The sequence below is a fragment of the Subsaxibacter sp. CAU 1640 genome (assembly GCF_023156585.1).
Lineage (GTDB): Bacteria > Bacteroidota > Bacteroidia > Flavobacteriales > Flavobacteriaceae > JBPOFM01.
In genome coordinates this window covers 569171-584836 of the sequence record NZ_JALNMI010000001.1, presented here as the reverse complement: position 1 = coordinate 584836, position 15666 = coordinate 569171, and the positions used below count along the sequence as shown (strand labels likewise).

The following is a 15666-nucleotide window of genomic DNA, read 5'->3' as shown; positions in this document are numbered from 1 at the left end:
AAGTCGCTCAAAATGTGAACGACTTTTTTATTATGTAATATGTGAAGATTAATTTTTGATGAACTTCTTTTGAACTGATGTTCCGTTTGATTCCAATCTTAAGAAATAAATTCCACTTTGAAGTGACGATACATCTATGGAATCATTCTCTAATTTCAAATTCAATACACGTTTTCCATTCACATCAAAAATGGTTGCAATTTTACCTGATAAACTAGCAGGAGTTGAAATTTGCAAGATGTTCTTTACAGGGTTTGGATGAATAATAACGCCTTCCAATGACGGGTCGGAAACATTTAAAGTTGCACCTTCCACGATTGTATGGGTGGTATTGATGTCAGGATCAATAACATTATCAACGATACCTGAAGGCCAATAAATGATTATGTTGTTGATCGCTGTTTGTGTTCCGATTCCAAAGTGAGTATTTAATGAACTCATGAACTCGAATCCTTCACCACTTCTTACGTCCCTAATTTGAACACCTGCTGACGTGTAAAGTTCAACTCTAGCACCTATACCATTGACGTTGCTTTGCACACCGACAGTATTGATTTTCACCCAATTATTTGGAGTTGTACCATTCATATAAATAACACCATTGTAATAGGCATCTACAAAACCATCATTATTTAGGTCTCCGAAAGAACCATTTTTATAGTTCAATTCATCTGAATCAACTTCTGTAAAAGTCAAATCACCGTTTCCATAGAGAATCACACCATTACAAGCAACGTCAAGGTTTCCATCATTATCAAAATCGTAGCTTACACTTTCATGGCCTAAAGTTGTAACAACACTAATTCCAGAAGTCGAAGTGACGTTTGTAAATGTGTTGTCGCCATTATTTCTCATGAGCTTGTGAGGATCTGAACTACCACCGATGAAAACATCCATATCTCCATCGTTGTCATAATCTCCCCATGTAGATGACCAAGTTTGCATAGGGTCGGCTAAACCTAAAGCAGCTGCATTTTCGGTAAAAGTTCCGTTTCCATTGTTTGTTAGCATGACATTGGTTCTTCTGGCTGTTTCTCCACCACATTTTGCAATGAACATATCTAAATCTCTATCATTGTCGTAATCAATCCAAATAGAGCCGTAGTTGCCTCCTGAAGGGTAATCACCTAATCCGCCTTGATTGAAAGTGAAATTACCATTACCGTCATTGATATAATAAACATTTGGTTGAACATCATGGCATACAAAAGCATCTAAATGGCCATCATTGTTGATGTCAGCAAAGTTTGACCTTTGAGAAAAAACATACTCACTACTCGATACTTGAGTAAATCCTGTTCCAGTTGCATTGGCTTTCATAAAAGTCACCCCACTTCCACTCCCGTATAATAAATCTGTATATCCGTTTCGATCAAAATCTGCCGCAGCCATGCTCCAGGTTGGTAAATAGTTGGCACTTGGAGTTGGCAATGAAACATGGGTAAAACCGCCACCATCTTGTTGATAGTAAACGTTGACATTATTGGATGAGGCCGAAACAATGTCATCTAAAAAGTCTCCGTTCATATCTACTACGGTAAGATCATAACTTCCAGCGACCGATATATTTTGTCTTATAAAATTTACCCTCGAAGGTGCGAGTGTTGTAAAATTTACGGGGCCAATCCAATTGCTAAAATCTCCACCACCACAATTTCCTCTTACATATACCTCATATGGTGTATTTTGTGCCAGACCAGTAAGTTGATGAGGATTATTGTCAAAGGTTTCTTCACCTGAACCTGTTGGTATACCGCCACCAGGAGACTGAACAACCACTTCCCATAAGCTCTCGTCGCTACCTGCTTGCCAAGAGACATCTGCGGTATTAACATTTACATTGGAGACGCTTAAACCGGTAATATTGGGACAGGCAGGTGGTGTTTGAGAGGTAACTGTTGGAGAATCTAAACAAAACCCCCAACCCCAGTTGCCATCATCATCATATAAAATTCGATACCTAAAACCACTTAATTGAGAGGCATTGAAAGGAGCAATATTCAAAGGCGCTACAACAGCACTAACCTTATTCCCACTACAATAATTATTATTTGGAGCACCAGTAGTTCCAGATAGTTCAGCACCCCAATTCAGCCAACTACCAGTTGATGTATCCCAATACTGAACTATCAATATTTCACTGACTCTATTATAAACATATAGACTGTTGAAAGATATCCAAGTTTCACCAGCTGTGTGCGCTGCCGTCAAATCGATTACGGGGGATTCTGCCGCAATTAGGTCAGAATGCCCATTTCCTGCATCGTCATCATCATATGCAAAATTCGAAGATGTAGTAGGGTTTGCTTCAAAAACATTTGTGTCTGTTAGATAACTTCCTGTTATCGACCAATTGGAATTAGGCCAGTTAGCCGGTTGATTCAAGACCTGCGCATTCAGGCTTTTTAAGGCGAATACAAAAAATAGTAGTAAGGTAATTTTTTTCATAGGAGTATAGTTAATTAATTACATTCATTAGTTAAAGAGTTAATCCATTCCTCGATTAAACGGACTCCTTCATCATGTTTGATGGTTCTGCCCAGAAGTGGCATTCTATACTGTTCTTCAGTTGTACTTATTCGAAAATGGAGAAGGGAAAGATCAGAATTATGTGGAACGATAATTTTTGTATATGGAGCAATCTGCGTTTCAGGATCTACACAAATGCCTTTATTGGTGTCGTCTGAATTTTCATGAAATGCAAACCGCATTGGCCTATACTCACAATAACTTTCTTCAGAATGACAATGCCCACAGTTAATATCTAAATATGATCTAACGCGCATTTCTAAAGGCTGAGATTCATCGTTCCAAGCAACAGTAGATGCAATGGATTGAGGGATGTTAGCATCAAGGTAACCTTCACTAATCCACTTGCTTAATTGATTCCTTGCGCCTTCTGTGTAAGAATAATTTCTATTTAAATTTTGAGGCTTAGGACCAATCGGGAGGGGAGTTCCAAATTTATTGTGGCAAGTAAAGCATTCTGCTTGTGACGGAATGCGGTAATTGGTGGTTTTCGTTTGGTTGCCTTCAATCCATGTCAAATTTACGAAAGAACCGGCGTTTGTGAACGTGGCTTCCGTTTGTTCTTCATTCCAAACATATTTTGCAAAATGCCAGCCATCATCCTTTTTGTACATGAGTCTAGTTTCCAAAATTTTGGTGGTATTGGATGGCTGAATATTTTCGTAATAAAAATTTTTAATCAATACAGCTCCGGTTGGAAAATTAAGTGGACTGTAATCATTATCGTAGGTTGCCTTCACATCATTGGGCATCCAGACAAAGCGCTTTTTGTGCGCATAATCACTGAAAAGGGAAGAATTCAAATCATAAGGCAGAACGCCAACAGCGGGTTCTAAATCTTTCAATTGACCGTTAAAAAAACCATATTTAGACAGAGAATCATAAGGCACTTCATTCAATTCAAAGTTAACTGGAGATGAAGGTTCTTCAACATACGAATCGTCTCCGGAATTACATGAGCTCATCATGTTAAAAAGAGCTATGAAAGCAACTAGATGTAAAACTTTTCTAACCGTCAAAATGTTTTATTCTTTGTATAGAATTTTAGTTCAGAAGATTTTAGGGGATGGAAATTTATGAAAATTTGACAATAAAACAAGCGTTTTTCATGTTGTTTTTCCTCATATAACAACTTAATCGTTAAAGTTCCTACCAAATATTAAGATTATGTAAAAAAAACCCACCATGATCTGGTGGGTTTTTTAATATAAATGTAAAACTATTTATTGCTTTATAAATTTCTGCGTTTTTATAGAATTGCCAGACATCAATCTCAAAATATAGTTGCCAGAGCTCAATTCAGAAACGTCAATAACGTTATTGGTCAATTTAGAATTTAATACTCTTCTTCCATTCAAATCAAAAACAGTATAAATGGCATCTGATAATAGTTGTGAAGAGTTTAAATTCAGAACTGATTTTGTCGGGTTTGGATATAAAATCAAATCGTCCACTAAAGTGTCATTCAAACTCAATGTCGCACCTTCATTAATTACTAAAAGTTCATTGATATTAGGATTAATGATATTATCAACAATACCTGAAGGCCAAGTAACTTTTACATAATTGATGGACGTATTAGTGCCAATGCCAAAATGAGTATTTAAGCTGTGCATGAATCTGAAACCTTCACCGCTTCTTACATCTCGAATTTGGATCCCAGAATCTGTGCTTATTTCTACACGGGCACCAATACCATTAATATTGCTATAACCTGGGCCAGTTTGACCTACAGTCGCAATTTTAATCCAATTATTACTGTTGCCACTATTAGTAAAAATACTTCCATAAAAGAAGTCTAAAAAGCCGTCGTTGTTGAAATCTCCTGTACAGCCTATATCTGGAATGGTAAGGGAATTATTTACTGTAAACGTTAAATCACCGTTTCCAAATAGAATCGAACCGTTGGAGTAAACGTCGAGATTGCCATCGTTATCAAAATCACCAGGTACATTTTCATGACCAATTTCAGCGGTACCAATATTAGCTGTCGAGGTGACATTGGTAAACGTATTGTCACCATTATTTCTCATAAGTTTATGATCATAGCCAGTACTCGAGCCGACATAGACATCCATGTCTCCATCGTTATCAAAATCTCCCCAAGCCGAAGACCATGTCTGGATTATATCAGCTAATCCAGCAGAAGCTCCTATTTCAGTGTAGGTTCCATTTCCGTTGTTTCTATAAAGTTGATTTGTTCTTCGAGCTTCATTACCACCACATTTAGCCATAAACATATCGATATCACCGTCATTGTCAAAGTCAATCCAAACAGATCCATAATTTCCACCTGTAGCGTAGTTTCCTAATCCGTTTGTGTTTTCAAAAATAAGATTATTGGACCCATCATTGACATAAGATACGCTTGGGGCGACATCATGGCATACAAATGCATCTAAAAAACCATCATTGTTTATGTCAACAAAATTTGAGCGCTGTGAAAACACATCTTCAGGTCCAGATATTTGAGTAAAAGCAGTCCCAGTAGAATTAGCTTTCATAAATGTCACACCATTTCCATCTCCATATAATAAGTCATTATAACCGTTTCCATCCCAATCACCGGCAGCCAGGCTCCATGACGGTTGATAGGTGGCCGCTGTAGTCGCGATATTTACATTATTAAATCCTCCTGTAGATAATTGATAATTAATATTGATGTTTGTTTGACTAATTGAAACCAAATCATCTAAAAAGTCTCCATTCATATCTACAATAGCTCTATCAGAACCAGTGGCAGGAATACTTGATTGAGTAAATGTTATAGGAGAATCTTCGGGAGCCACGGACTCATCCTCAACCAGAGTGAAGTCAAAATCACTGCTATTAGACCATTTGTTGTCCCACACAATATAGTAGGTCTGTCCAGAAAAAACATCGAAAGTGGCTCTTGAAAGATATGAGTTGCCATTGCTACCGGTGAAAGTTCCTGAATCATCATCACCTGAAACACAAGTCAATGAACCGCAGGTTCCAGTAAATACGTGAAACCTTGTGTCTTTGTCGCCATTAACGGAAAGGTCTGAACTAACAGTGACAGAAAAATCATCCGTTGGAATATATTTTATCCATTCGCCAGCAGTAACGTTGTTGCCATTCCCTCCATCGCAAAAACTTGGGGGCATATCACCATTTAAAGTTCCTACATGAAAAGTTCCGGCGGTGATTGTGGTAGACGCAAGTGCGTCTGAACACGAATCATAGCTCTGTGCATTCAGAGCGTAAGATGCTAAACAAATAGCAGTAGAGAGTAAAAATTTCTTCATAATTCAAAATATAATATTAATTGCAGTTTTCTGTTAAAGAGTTAATCCATTGTTCAATCAGTAATACTCCTTCATCGTGTTTAAGTGTTCTTCCCATCAAAGGCATTCGAAGCTCTTGAGCAACAGAATTCAATCGTACAGCCATGATTGACCTTTCTGAATTTCCTGGATTTACAATATAAGTCAATGCAGGATCAAATATTTCATGTGCTTGTACACACACCCCTAAATTTGTGATATCTGATGATTCATGAAAAGCAAATCTTACGGGTCTGTAATCACAATGTCTATTATCGGAATGACAATGGGCACAGTTAATATCTAAATAGGAGCGAGCTCTTATTTCTAGAGATTTTGTACCATCTTCCCAATCAACAACGGTTTCAATATTTGATGGATAACTATTTGATAAATATCCCATTTCCACCCATTTTTCCAATTGGTTCATGCTGCCATCAACATAAGAAAAAGATCTATTGAGATTTTGGGGCTTTACTCCAATAGGAGTCCCAATATCATTTTCAGATTTGTGGCAAGTTAAACATTGGGAACCCGAAGGTATGAAATAATTCACACTTCTTTGAGTATCATTATCTATAAAATCCAATGGCACATAGCTCCCGTTCAAATCGTAAGTCGCCTGTGTTTGATCTGGATTCCATTTATAATTGGCAAATACCCAACCGTCCTGCTTTTTTATCTGTAAACGTGTTTCAAGAATTCTAGTGTTTCCTTCTGGCTGAACATTGTCGTAATAAAAATTCTTTATCAGAACTGTTCCAATAGGAAAATCTAAAACCGAAAAATCATTAACATAGTCTGCACTAACCCCAGAGGGCATCCATATAAAACGCTTTTTGTGTGCATAATCAGAGAACAATGGAGAAATCAAATCATAAGGCAACACACCATATACAGGAATGAGGTTTTTAATATCTCCTTCAAAAAAATTATATTCTGTTAAGGTTTGATAAGGTACTTGATCAATTTCAAAAACTACTGGAGAAACAGGAGTAGGGTCATCATCTGTGACCGACACATAACCATCATCGTTGCCACATGAATAAATTGTCGCTATCAGTAATAGGCACAAAAATTGTACGTAATTTTTGAACATTAATAGTAAAATTTGGAGCACTAATATAGCTAATTAACAGCAATGTTAATCAATTAATTAGGTGTAAGACACAAATTTCTGATTAGATGAGCCTATCTACAGCAACCAAACGAAAAAATATTAAGTTTTATAACAAATTATTTTTCAAAAGATGTTCTGCAATCTGAACGGCATTTGTAGCAGCGCCCTTGCGCAGATTGTCACTGACTATCCATAGATTTAGGGTATTGGCTTGTGAGCCATCTCTACGAATACGTCCCACAAAAACCTCGTCTTTCCCGTTGGCATATAAAGGCATGGGGTATGTATTAGTGTCTGTATTGTCTTGAACCACAATGCCATCGGTATTACTCAATAATTGTCTTACTGCACTTATGTCAAAATCATTTTCAAATTCAACATTTACAGCTTCACTATGTCCTCCAGAAGTTGGGATTCTTACTGCGGTTGCAGTTACGGCAATGGTTCGGTCGTCTAGAATTTTTTGAGTCTCACGAACTAATTTCATTTCCTCTTTGGTGTATCCATTTTCCTCAAAAACGTCGCAATGAGGTATAGCGTTTTTGTGAATTGGGTAATGATAAGCCATTTCGCCTTTGATACCAGCAAATTCGTTTTCAAGTTGTTTGACGGCCTTTAGCCCGGTTCCTGTAATTGACTGATAAGTTGAGACAACAATTCGCTTAATTCTATATTTTTTGTGCAAGGGAGCCATCACCATCACCATTTGAATGGTTGAACAGTTGGGGTTTGCAATAATTTTATCATCCTTTGTAAGCTGCGAGGCATTGATTTCAGGAACAACCAATTTTTTGGTTTGATCCATGCGCCAAGCGGAAGAGTTGTCAATAACAGTTGTGCCTACTTCAGCAAATTTAGGCGCCCATTCCAAGGATGTTCCGCCACCAGCAGAGAACAATGCAATATCAGGTCGCAATGAAATGGCTTCGTTCAAACCAATGACCTTATAATCTTTGTTTTTGAAAGAAACAGTTTTACCAATAGATTTTTCTGAAGCTACCAAAAACAATTCGGTCAATGGGAAATTACGCTCTTCTAGAACTTTCAACATCACTTCGCCAACCATGCCTGTGGCACCTACAACTGCTACTTTCATTTTTTTGAAATTTGATGGTGCAAAAATAACGAATTCATCAAATCAAAGTTTTAAAATAAAGACAAAAAAAGAACCCGATTTTTTTGAAATCGGGTTTAGGTTAGAATATGTGTGTAACGGCATTTATTTTTTTAGTGCATCTCTGATTTCTTTCAACAAATCAATTTCGGTAGGACCAGGAGGTGGTGCAGGAGCTTCTTCTTTTTTGGCTCTTACCTTACCATAAGCCTTTACGATCATGAACAATACGAATCCAACAATAATCAAATTGATGATCGAATTGATCCATTTTCCATACATAATGGCATTTTCAGGAGTGGTAACGGTACCGTCAGCCGCAACAACTGCAGGTGATAGTACGTACTTCATGTCTGAAAAGTCAACGCCTCCAGAAACGGATCCGACAATTGGCATCATGATGTCGGTCACGAAGCCATTAACGACCATTCCGACAGCACCAGCCAATAATACCGCAACCGCTAAATCAATAACATTTCCGGTCATAATAAATTCTTTAAATTCTTTCCACATAATAGTTGTATTAAGTTAGTTATTAGAAATCTAATGTAAGAAAAATAAATAAATGTTAAAATATTCTTGTTGAAATTTATTTTTTCACAATTCGCTTTACCCTCTGCGACACTGCAGTGATTAATTCATAAGAAATTGTATTGGCATTGTGAGCTAAATCATTTGCTGTATGATCTGCATCAAATACAATCACCTCATCACCTTCTTCGCAATCAATACCTGTCACATTAACCATAATCATATCCATGCAAACATTGCCAACAAGGGGTGCCTTTCTACCATTGATGATAACATATCCTTTGCCGTTTCCATATATTCGACTGATGCCATCAGCGTGTCCTATAGGAATGGTTGCTGTCTTCTGCTCCGCATCACTTTTAAATGCTCTATTATAACCAACCGATTCCCCTTTTTCTATGTGGTGAATTTGAGAAATGACTGATTTTAATGATGCAATTGGTTTGAAATTTTTATCCTCTTCTTCAGAATTTCCAAACCCATAAAGACCGATGCCGCTTCTAACCATATCAAAATGTGCTTCTGGGTAGTTTAAAATGCCAGATGTGTTGCACATGTGGATCAAGGGAAGAAAACCAAAGAGCGATTCAAAATTTTCTATAATACTTTTGAAGGTAGAGATTTGATTTAAAGTGAAACTGCGCTCGTTTAAATCTTCGCTAGCCGCCAAGTGAGAAAACATCGACTTGATTTTTACTGTTGCCGTGTTTTCTATTTTGGAATGAATAGATTCCAAATCAGAAATACTGAAACCAAGGCGATTTAAACCAGTATTAAATTTTAAGTGGATAGGATAATTGGTCTGTCCTTCGTTCGTGGCCACTTCAATAAACTCACTTAAAACTTTATGGTTATAAATGTTGGGTTCCAAGCAGTTTTCAATTAAGGCTTTAAAACTGACTGGTAGAGGATGTAATACTAAAATAGGCTTTGTTACACCAGCTTTTCGAAGATGAATACCTTCAGAGGTGTAAGCTACAGCAAAATAATCTACGTTTAATTCTTGAAGATACAGAGCAATTTCTTCGGCATCGTTACCATAAGCAAATGCTTTAACAACGGCCAAAAATTTTGTACTTGAAGTAATTTTGGATTTAAGATAATCAAGATTGTGCTTAACTGCGTTTAAGTCAATCTCGAGAACGGTTTCTTGTGCTTTAGGCATCGGAATCTTTTGGTTTGGAAACAATTTCTTCGGCATCATTTACTTTCATGTTTCTTACCTTATCGCGTAACATGGCTTTATAGAATGCTGCCCTGCTTAAAGGTTCATATTCATCAACTTCCCCTAACAACACAAGTGCATCACTTTTAGATTTTCGATAACTGTATTGTGCCAAATTACCCGTTCTTGTGCAAATGGCATGAACCTTTGTAACATATTCCGCAGTTGCCATTAAATTAGGCATAGGGCCAAAAGGATTTCCCTTAAAATCCATATCGAGACCAGCGACAATCACTCTAACACCTTTGTTGGCCAAATCGTTACAAACCCTAATGATTTCGTCATCAAAAAACTGGGCTTCGTCAATTCCAACTACGTCACAGCCATCGGCCAATATAGGAATGTTTGCGGCAGCAGGAACAGGAGTTGAACGGATTTCATTGGCATCGTGCGAAACTACCATTTCCTCGTCATAACGTACATCAACGGCTGGTTTGAATATTTCAACCTTCTGTTTGGCAAATTGAGCTCGTTTGAGACGTCTTATCAATTCTTCGGTCTTGCCAGAAAACATTGAGCCACAAATAACCTCAATCCATCCAAATTGTTCTTTCGGATTTACTGTATTTTCAAGAAACATTTTGTAATTTTAACACTAAAACGAAGTCTATCTACGTTTTTATAAAGGTGGCGTAAATTTATTAAAAATCAAAAGCAATAATCGGATTTAAAGGTAAAAAAGTTATGAAGAAGAAGTTGGAGTCGGAATTGATGAGCATTGCTCACAGAATTTTGAAATTGAAAGGAAAGGAAGATGTATTAAAGATGCACACCGAGGTCAGTCAGCTTTATGAAAAGCTATCAGTCCTAAAGTTTGCACACGAAAATTTTGAACAGGGAATGCCAACCATTGGAAGTGATTCATCTTTTTTCGGTATGCTTGATGAAGCTTTCAATAATAAAATAAGTGACAATGTGGAGCGCGAAGGTAAAATCTATATCAATCTAGATGAGGTAGAAGATGATGGCATTATGGAGCCCGTTATGGAAAAGATTAAGGATATGGTTGCCCAAATGCCACAAGAAACACAAAAAATTGATGATTTTTTCAATCAGCCTATTCCCAAAACAGAATCAAAGAAACAAGATTTTGAAGAATTGACTGCTGACTTTAAGGATATTCCTGTCTTTGATCCTGTATCTACAACACAGCATGCAACGAGAGATGAAATCAAAAAGTCAAAATCGCTCAATGATAAGCTCAAAACAGGCGGTTTGAACATAGGTTTGAATGATAAAATCGCCTTTATCAAACATTTATTTGATGGAAGCCGTGAAGATTATGATAGAGTTTTGTCACAAATCAACACTTCGGATTCTTTCAAAGATGCTAAAAATCTTATTCAGAATATTATAAAACCAGATTACAACAATTGGAAAGGTAAAGAAGAGTTTGAAGAGAGGTTTATGGAAATAGTTGAGAGTAAATTCTAATAGTTGAGATACACCCAACCTACCATTGCTTCAGGAAATTCTGCAATTTCCATTATGTAATAATAAGTTCCTACTGGAAGCCGTTGTGAAATTTTAGGAAAACCCATATTAGCTTTGCCGTCCCATGTGTTTTGATAATTTTGGGCTTCATAAACTTGAACACCCAATCTATTGAAAATTTTCAATTTGTTATTTGGAAAATTTTCAATGCATGGAATAAAAAACACGTCATTCATACCATCGTTTGTCGGAGAAAATCCTTGAGGGATTTTTAAACAGTTACCAATCATTACTTCGGCCGAATCTTCATTGTTTGTTTCATCGCGATCAACTTCATTTAAATCTTGAAGAAAAGCAGAATTCAGCAAATTGTTTGAAGAAATAATTTTGGCTGTCACAGTAAGAGTTTCTGATTGGTTGGCATCTAATAGTGGGATGCTCCATTCGTTATTGACAATACTATAAAACCCGTTCGAAACTATCGAATTTACATATTCATAACCCATCGGAAGGCTGTCATAAATGATAACATCTGTTGCTTGGGTAGTACCAATATTGGTTATTGTAATGGAGAACTCTACTTCGTCTCCCAGATTCGCTTCTTCAGGAGAAACATTTTTAATAACCTCGATATCAACGTTGGTTGTGTCTTCTATCACATTCAAAACTGCAAAAGCTTGAGACGTATCAATATTTATTTGATCAGAAAAATTTTCATCAGCATTTATATACTGGCCAACACTGTTTGAAGTCACAGTAACTGAAAACGAACATGTAGCTGTTCCTTGAGGAAAGACTAAATCGGTGACACCAACAAAATCATCACCTGAAACTCCCAGAAACGTTGCGGTACAACCATTACTATTTACCCAATTTGGTTGACCAGTAAGAGTTAATCCTGCAGGCAGATAATCTGTAAATGAGATGTTATTTTGAGAAGGATTTGATGCCAAATTACTTATAGTAAAAGTCAACGTGGATTCTTCCCCAACATAAATAGTTTCTGGTGAAAAGCTTTTCATCAATCTTGGCGCAATGACTTGCACATTACTTATGGAAGTATTTGTTTCGGGAGTCAACTCCTCATTGTATTCGGTATTAGGAAAAGCATTGGCAGTATTATTGAAAGCTCCTCCAAAATTTGGTGCTGTAACTGGAATCCTGATTCTTACACTAGAGTTTGCCTGCATATGCGGGATGGTCGACGTAACCGTTGTGCCTGTAACGGTAAATGAATTGACACATGTAGCATTTCCAGTAACTATTTGACAAGTAGGTGTTCCTGTTATGACAAAATTAGGATCCAAAATACTTTCAAGGTCAATATTCACTGCATTTGAACTGGTGGCGCTGTTGCTAATATCAATAATCCAATCGAATGCTTGATCTACAAAAACTGCAGTAAATTGTGGATAAGTTTGAACAACCAAATCGACGCATGGAGCAAAATAAGTTATTTCAGTAGAGCGGTTGTTTGTGCTATTTGGATCTGTAACAGAAGCACTCGCATGATTAACACGCACACTATTTGTTGCAGGAATCGCACTCTCTGAACATTCGGGAAACCAATCAACTACAACTCTAAAAGTTACTGAACTTTGCGCTGGAAGCTGCCAATGGTCCTCAGGCAAAATTTCCCAAAACGTATCCAACAATCCATTTTCTACGACGCCATCCAATAATACGCCAACATATAAATGTTCAAGCGAAAAACATTGGGCAGTTCCGGTGGTTGAAACACATTCTACAGAGACCAAAGCTCCTTCAACCAATGGGTTAGCGCCTTGCGGAATATAATCATACAATTGTATTTCAGTATCCAACACTCCATTGTTGTAGACTGTAATTTCATAAGTAACTGGACCCCAAGCAGTGGGTTCTTGGTCGCTTCCTCCTTCAGGTAAAATGGGTTCAATCTGTACTTTGTTGACCGACAAATCAGTTGAAGGACAAGGTTGGCCAGGAGGTAAAGTCAGATAATCACTTTCAAAATTATTGTTGAGATTGCTGTCAATGATACTTGTAGTCAATATATTGGTCCCACTTCTTACATGTCCCGAATTGTTGTTTTGGGTAGAAGAACAACCAGGTTCAAGAAAAATAATTACGGACCTGATGGTAATCGTCGCTCCAACAGGCATTGTAAAATCATTTGTATTCCAAAATTGACCTTCATCATTCAATATAATATCGTTGCACGAAATAGCTCCTGTTGTTCCAATACATTCTATGGATATGATATCCCAAGGTATTCCGAGAGAAAGGTTCTGCAAATAAAATCGAATAGGAGCTTCCAATGGCCCACTATTGCATACTGTAGTTTCGAAAGTCACTTCCTCGTTCCAATTTATGAATGTTCCAACAGATGGATTTGTCTGAATGGTCTGAATGCAAATGTCTGTGAATTCACATAATTCTGCCATCAACAAATTAGTCAAAACATAGTTTGAGTCATTTGAAGAAATGTTGTCGTGCTGCAAATCAATGCTCACAAAACTGTTCACACTCATGGGTTGTAGTTCAATGCCGCAACGAGGCTCCAAATAGCGATAAGTTATCTGAAATGTCAAACTGGCATTAGGTGGAAAATCTATTTGTGCGCCAAACGTGAATACAGATTGGGTAGAGGTAAGGATAACTTGTGGGCCAGTAACTGCAGAAACATCAGGGCAATTTACCCCATTTGTTCCACCAATGCATTGAATGGCTTCTAATTGCACAACAGGTTTCCCATAATCAGCACTGGTGACCAATTCCAAATTGCCTGAAAAACCAGCTAATGGATAAGTGATAATACTATTATTGGTTATTGTGAATTCATAGGTGACCAAATCGTTCCAGGCACTGATTCCTGTTCCCTGAACTGGAGATATTTGTGAATGTTCTACAGTGAAATCAATGATCACATCTACAACATCAATAGAAATAATAGATTGATTGTTGGAAGGATTGGCGTCTTGAGTGCCTTGTGGTGGTGAGACAGACACCGAAGTCGCTATGCCTCCCAAAACTTGTGGCGCTTTCACAACAACCTTTACTTGAACACTTGAAGTATTTGGCAAATTTTGAATATTCCCTGTTAAAGTTGTTCCATTGAGAGTAATGTTGGTCACATCACTTGCACCTCCCGAGTTGTTTTGAGAGGTGTAGGAAATGACAGTGACGTTCTGGTTTAATGTTTGTGAAAATGTTGAGTTTGTGACGGTATTTCCTGAATTTATAATGGTGATTATATATTGAAATTCTTGATAAATTTGAACTTGAGAAACACCTGTGCCATTTAAATCCTGTGCTTCAACCACCACCGCCAAATCTGTTGTTTGTGAACTAACAACTGCCGAAGCCATAAAAAAAAGTACAAGCAGATAGATCTGTTTAATCATTAGCGGCCTTTAATAGATGATGCACAATAGTTTAAAAGGTTGCGTGAATTTACTTATAAAGATTGTAAATTTGATAATAAATCTAGCCAAATGAAACTTTACATCGTGCCAACACCTATTGGAAACCTAAAAGATATGACCTTTCGTGCTGTTGAGGTCTTGAAGTCGGTAGATTTGATTTTGGCAGAAGACACGCGCACTTCCGGAAAATTGTTGAAGCATTTCGAAATTGACACACCCTTGCAGTCGCACCATATGCATAACGAGCATAAAACGGTTGCCAATCTCGTCCAAAAGATAAAAAGTGGAACCAATGTGGCTTTAATCAGTGATGCAGGAACACCAGCCATTTCCGACCCAGGATTTTTATTGACACGAGCTTGTCTAGAAAATGAAATTGAAGTCGATTGTTTACCAGGAGCAACCGCCTTTGTACCAGCGTTGGTCAATAGTGGCTTGCCAAATGACAAATTTGTTTTTGAAGGATTTTTGCCGGTAAAAAAAGGCAGACAAACACGTTTGACTATTTTATCGGAAGAAACTCGAACGATGATTTTTTATGAATCGCCTCATAAATTGATTAAAACCTTGACCAATTTTTGCGACTATTTTGGGGAAGACAGACCAATTTCAGTTTCCCGGGAATTGACAAAATTATATGAAGAAACCATCAGAGGCACAGCTAAAGAGGTTTTGGAACATTACACTAGCAAGCCGCCTAAAGGCGAGATTGTGATTTGTGTTGGTGGGAAGAAGTAAATTTTCATTCAGAACTTGCTTCACAATCTTTTTTAATCTTTGATGGATTAACAATGTTCACTTGTGATTTAGATTTCTTCTCATAATTGCCTATTGCTTCAACTTTTGAATTATCAATGTGCTTTAAAAGTTTAATTCTCTTGCTTTTTTCTTTTTCTCTAATTATTGTTACCCAAACCCAAGCGATTGAATAAATTATACTTGAAATTCCTACAGAATAATATAGCTTCTCCATTGTTTTGTCTTTTTAGCTAAATTAAATCGGTCTAAAACGTTTTGCTGTG

Annotated in this window: 12 protein-coding genes; 2 read left to right on the top strand and 10 right to left on the bottom strand. The window is 37.2% G+C overall.

The annotated features are described in order from the left end of the window. Positions 1-48: 48 nt before the first annotated feature. The 8 genes from M0G43_RS02475 to M0G43_RS02440 form a co-directional block, all read right to left on the bottom strand. A complete protein-coding gene (locus M0G43_RS02475; RefSeq protein WP_248023255.1) occupies positions 49-2448 on the bottom strand; it encodes an FG-GAP-like repeat-containing protein in 2400 nt (799 codons plus the stop codon). 14 nt (positions 2449-2462) lie between these two features. Beyond that, complete coding sequence (locus tag M0G43_RS02470) at positions 2463-3497, bottom strand: hypothetical protein (protein WP_248023253.1); 1035 nt, start codon at positions 3495-3497, stop codon at positions 2463-2465. A gap of 255 nt (positions 3498-3752) precedes the next feature. Further along, positions 3753-5798, bottom strand: a complete 2046-nt coding sequence (locus tag M0G43_RS02465) for an FG-GAP-like repeat-containing protein (protein WP_248023251.1) — start codon at positions 5796-5798, stop codon at positions 3753-3755. Between the two features lie 16 nt (positions 5799-5814). After that, complete coding sequence (locus M0G43_RS02460) at positions 5815-6915, bottom strand: hypothetical protein (RefSeq protein ID WP_248023249.1); 1101 nt, start codon at positions 6913-6915, stop codon at positions 5815-5817. A gap of 127 nt (positions 6916-7042) precedes the next feature. Then, positions 7043-8032 (bottom strand): aspartate-semialdehyde dehydrogenase, encoded by a 990-nt coding sequence (locus M0G43_RS02455; RefSeq protein ID WP_248023247.1) that lies wholly within the window; start codon positions 8030-8032, stop codon positions 7043-7045. 123 nt (positions 8033-8155) lie between these two features. Then, the gene (mscL, locus tag M0G43_RS02450; RefSeq protein WP_248023245.1) at positions 8156-8563 is read right to left on the bottom strand and encodes a large conductance mechanosensitive channel protein MscL; all 408 of its coding nucleotides are present in this window, start codon (positions 8561-8563) and stop codon (positions 8156-8158) included. Positions 8564-8639: 76 nt separating this feature from the next. Further along, positions 8640-9746: an alanine racemase gene (gene alr, locus M0G43_RS02445; RefSeq protein ID WP_248023794.1), complete on the bottom strand. Its 1107-nt coding sequence runs from the start codon at positions 9744-9746 to the stop codon at positions 8640-8642. Beyond that, positions 9739-10386, bottom strand: coding sequence for a thymidine kinase (locus tag M0G43_RS02440; RefSeq protein ID WP_248023243.1), 648 nt, complete (start codon positions 10384-10386; stop codon positions 9739-9741). The genes alr and M0G43_RS02440 overlap by 8 nt, the downstream gene beginning before the upstream one ends. A gap of 104 nt (positions 10387-10490) precedes the next feature. Here M0G43_RS02440 and M0G43_RS02435 point away from each other — a divergent pair, with 104 nt between their 5' ends. Beyond that, on the top strand, positions 10491-11240 hold the full coding sequence (locus tag M0G43_RS02435; protein WP_248023241.1) for a hypothetical protein: 750 nt from the start codon (positions 10491-10493) through the stop codon (positions 11238-11240). Here M0G43_RS02435 and M0G43_RS02430 read toward each other — a convergent pair. Then, on the bottom strand, positions 11237-14623 hold the full coding sequence (locus M0G43_RS02430; protein WP_248023240.1) for a gliding motility-associated C-terminal domain-containing protein: 3387 nt from the start codon (positions 14621-14623) through the stop codon (positions 11237-11239). The two genes, M0G43_RS02435 and M0G43_RS02430, sit on opposite strands and share 4 nt — an antisense overlap. 90 nt (positions 14624-14713) lie before the next feature. On the opposite strand from M0G43_RS02430, the gene rsmI reads away from it, so the two are divergent. Then, entirely contained in the window at positions 14714-15382 is a 669-nt protein-coding gene (rsmI, locus tag M0G43_RS02425; RefSeq protein WP_248023239.1) for a 16S rRNA (cytidine(1402)-2'-O)-methyltransferase, read from the top strand. Positions 15383-15386: 4 nt separating this feature from the next. Here the strand turns inward: rsmI and M0G43_RS02420 are convergent, their stop codons facing one another. Then, complete coding sequence (locus M0G43_RS02420) at positions 15387-15617, bottom strand: hypothetical protein (RefSeq protein ID WP_248023238.1); 231 nt, start codon at positions 15615-15617, stop codon at positions 15387-15389. Positions 15618-15666 lie beyond the last annotated feature (49 nt).

Bases quoted from the DNA above. Each gene is read 5' to 3' on its own strand.
- M0G43_RS02475 (WP_248023255.1), bottom strand. From the start codon at position 2,448: ATGAAAAAAATTACCTTACTACTATTTTTTGTATTCGCCTTAAAAAGC.
- M0G43_RS02470 (WP_248023253.1), bottom strand. From the start codon at position 3,497: ATGATGAGCTCATGTAATTCCGGAGACGATTCGTATGTTGAAGAACCT.
- M0G43_RS02465 (WP_248023251.1), bottom strand. From the start codon at position 5,798: ATGAAGAAATTTTTACTCTCTACTGCTATTTGTTTAGCATCTTACGCT.
- M0G43_RS02460 (WP_248023249.1), bottom strand. From the start codon at position 6,915: ATGTTCAAAAATTACGTACAATTTTTGTGCCTATTACTGATAGCGACA.
- M0G43_RS02455 (WP_248023247.1), bottom strand. From the start codon at position 8,032: ATGAAAGTAGCAGTTGTAGGTGCCACAGGCATGGTTGGCGAAGTGATG.
- mscL (WP_248023245.1), bottom strand. From the start codon at position 8,563: ATGTGGAAAGAATTTAAAGAATTTATTATGACCGGAAATGTTATTGAT.
- alr (WP_248023794.1), bottom strand. From the start codon at position 9,746: ATGCCTAAAGCACAAGAAACCGTTCTCGAGATTGACTTAAACGCAGTT.
- M0G43_RS02440 (WP_248023243.1), bottom strand. From the start codon at position 10,386: ATGTTTCTTGAAAATACAGTAAATCCGAAAGAACAATTTGGATGGATT.
- M0G43_RS02435 (WP_248023241.1), top strand. From the start codon at position 10,491: ATGAAGAAGAAGTTGGAGTCGGAATTGATGAGCATTGCTCACAGAATT.
- M0G43_RS02430 (WP_248023240.1), bottom strand. From the start codon at position 14,623: ATGATTAAACAGATCTATCTGCTTGTACTTTTTTTTATGGCTTCGGCA.
- rsmI (WP_248023239.1), top strand. From the start codon at position 14,714: ATGAAACTTTACATCGTGCCAACACCTATTGGAAACCTAAAAGATATG.
- M0G43_RS02420 (WP_248023238.1), bottom strand. From the start codon at position 15,617: ATGGAGAAGCTATATTATTCTGTAGGAATTTCAAGTATAATTTATTCA.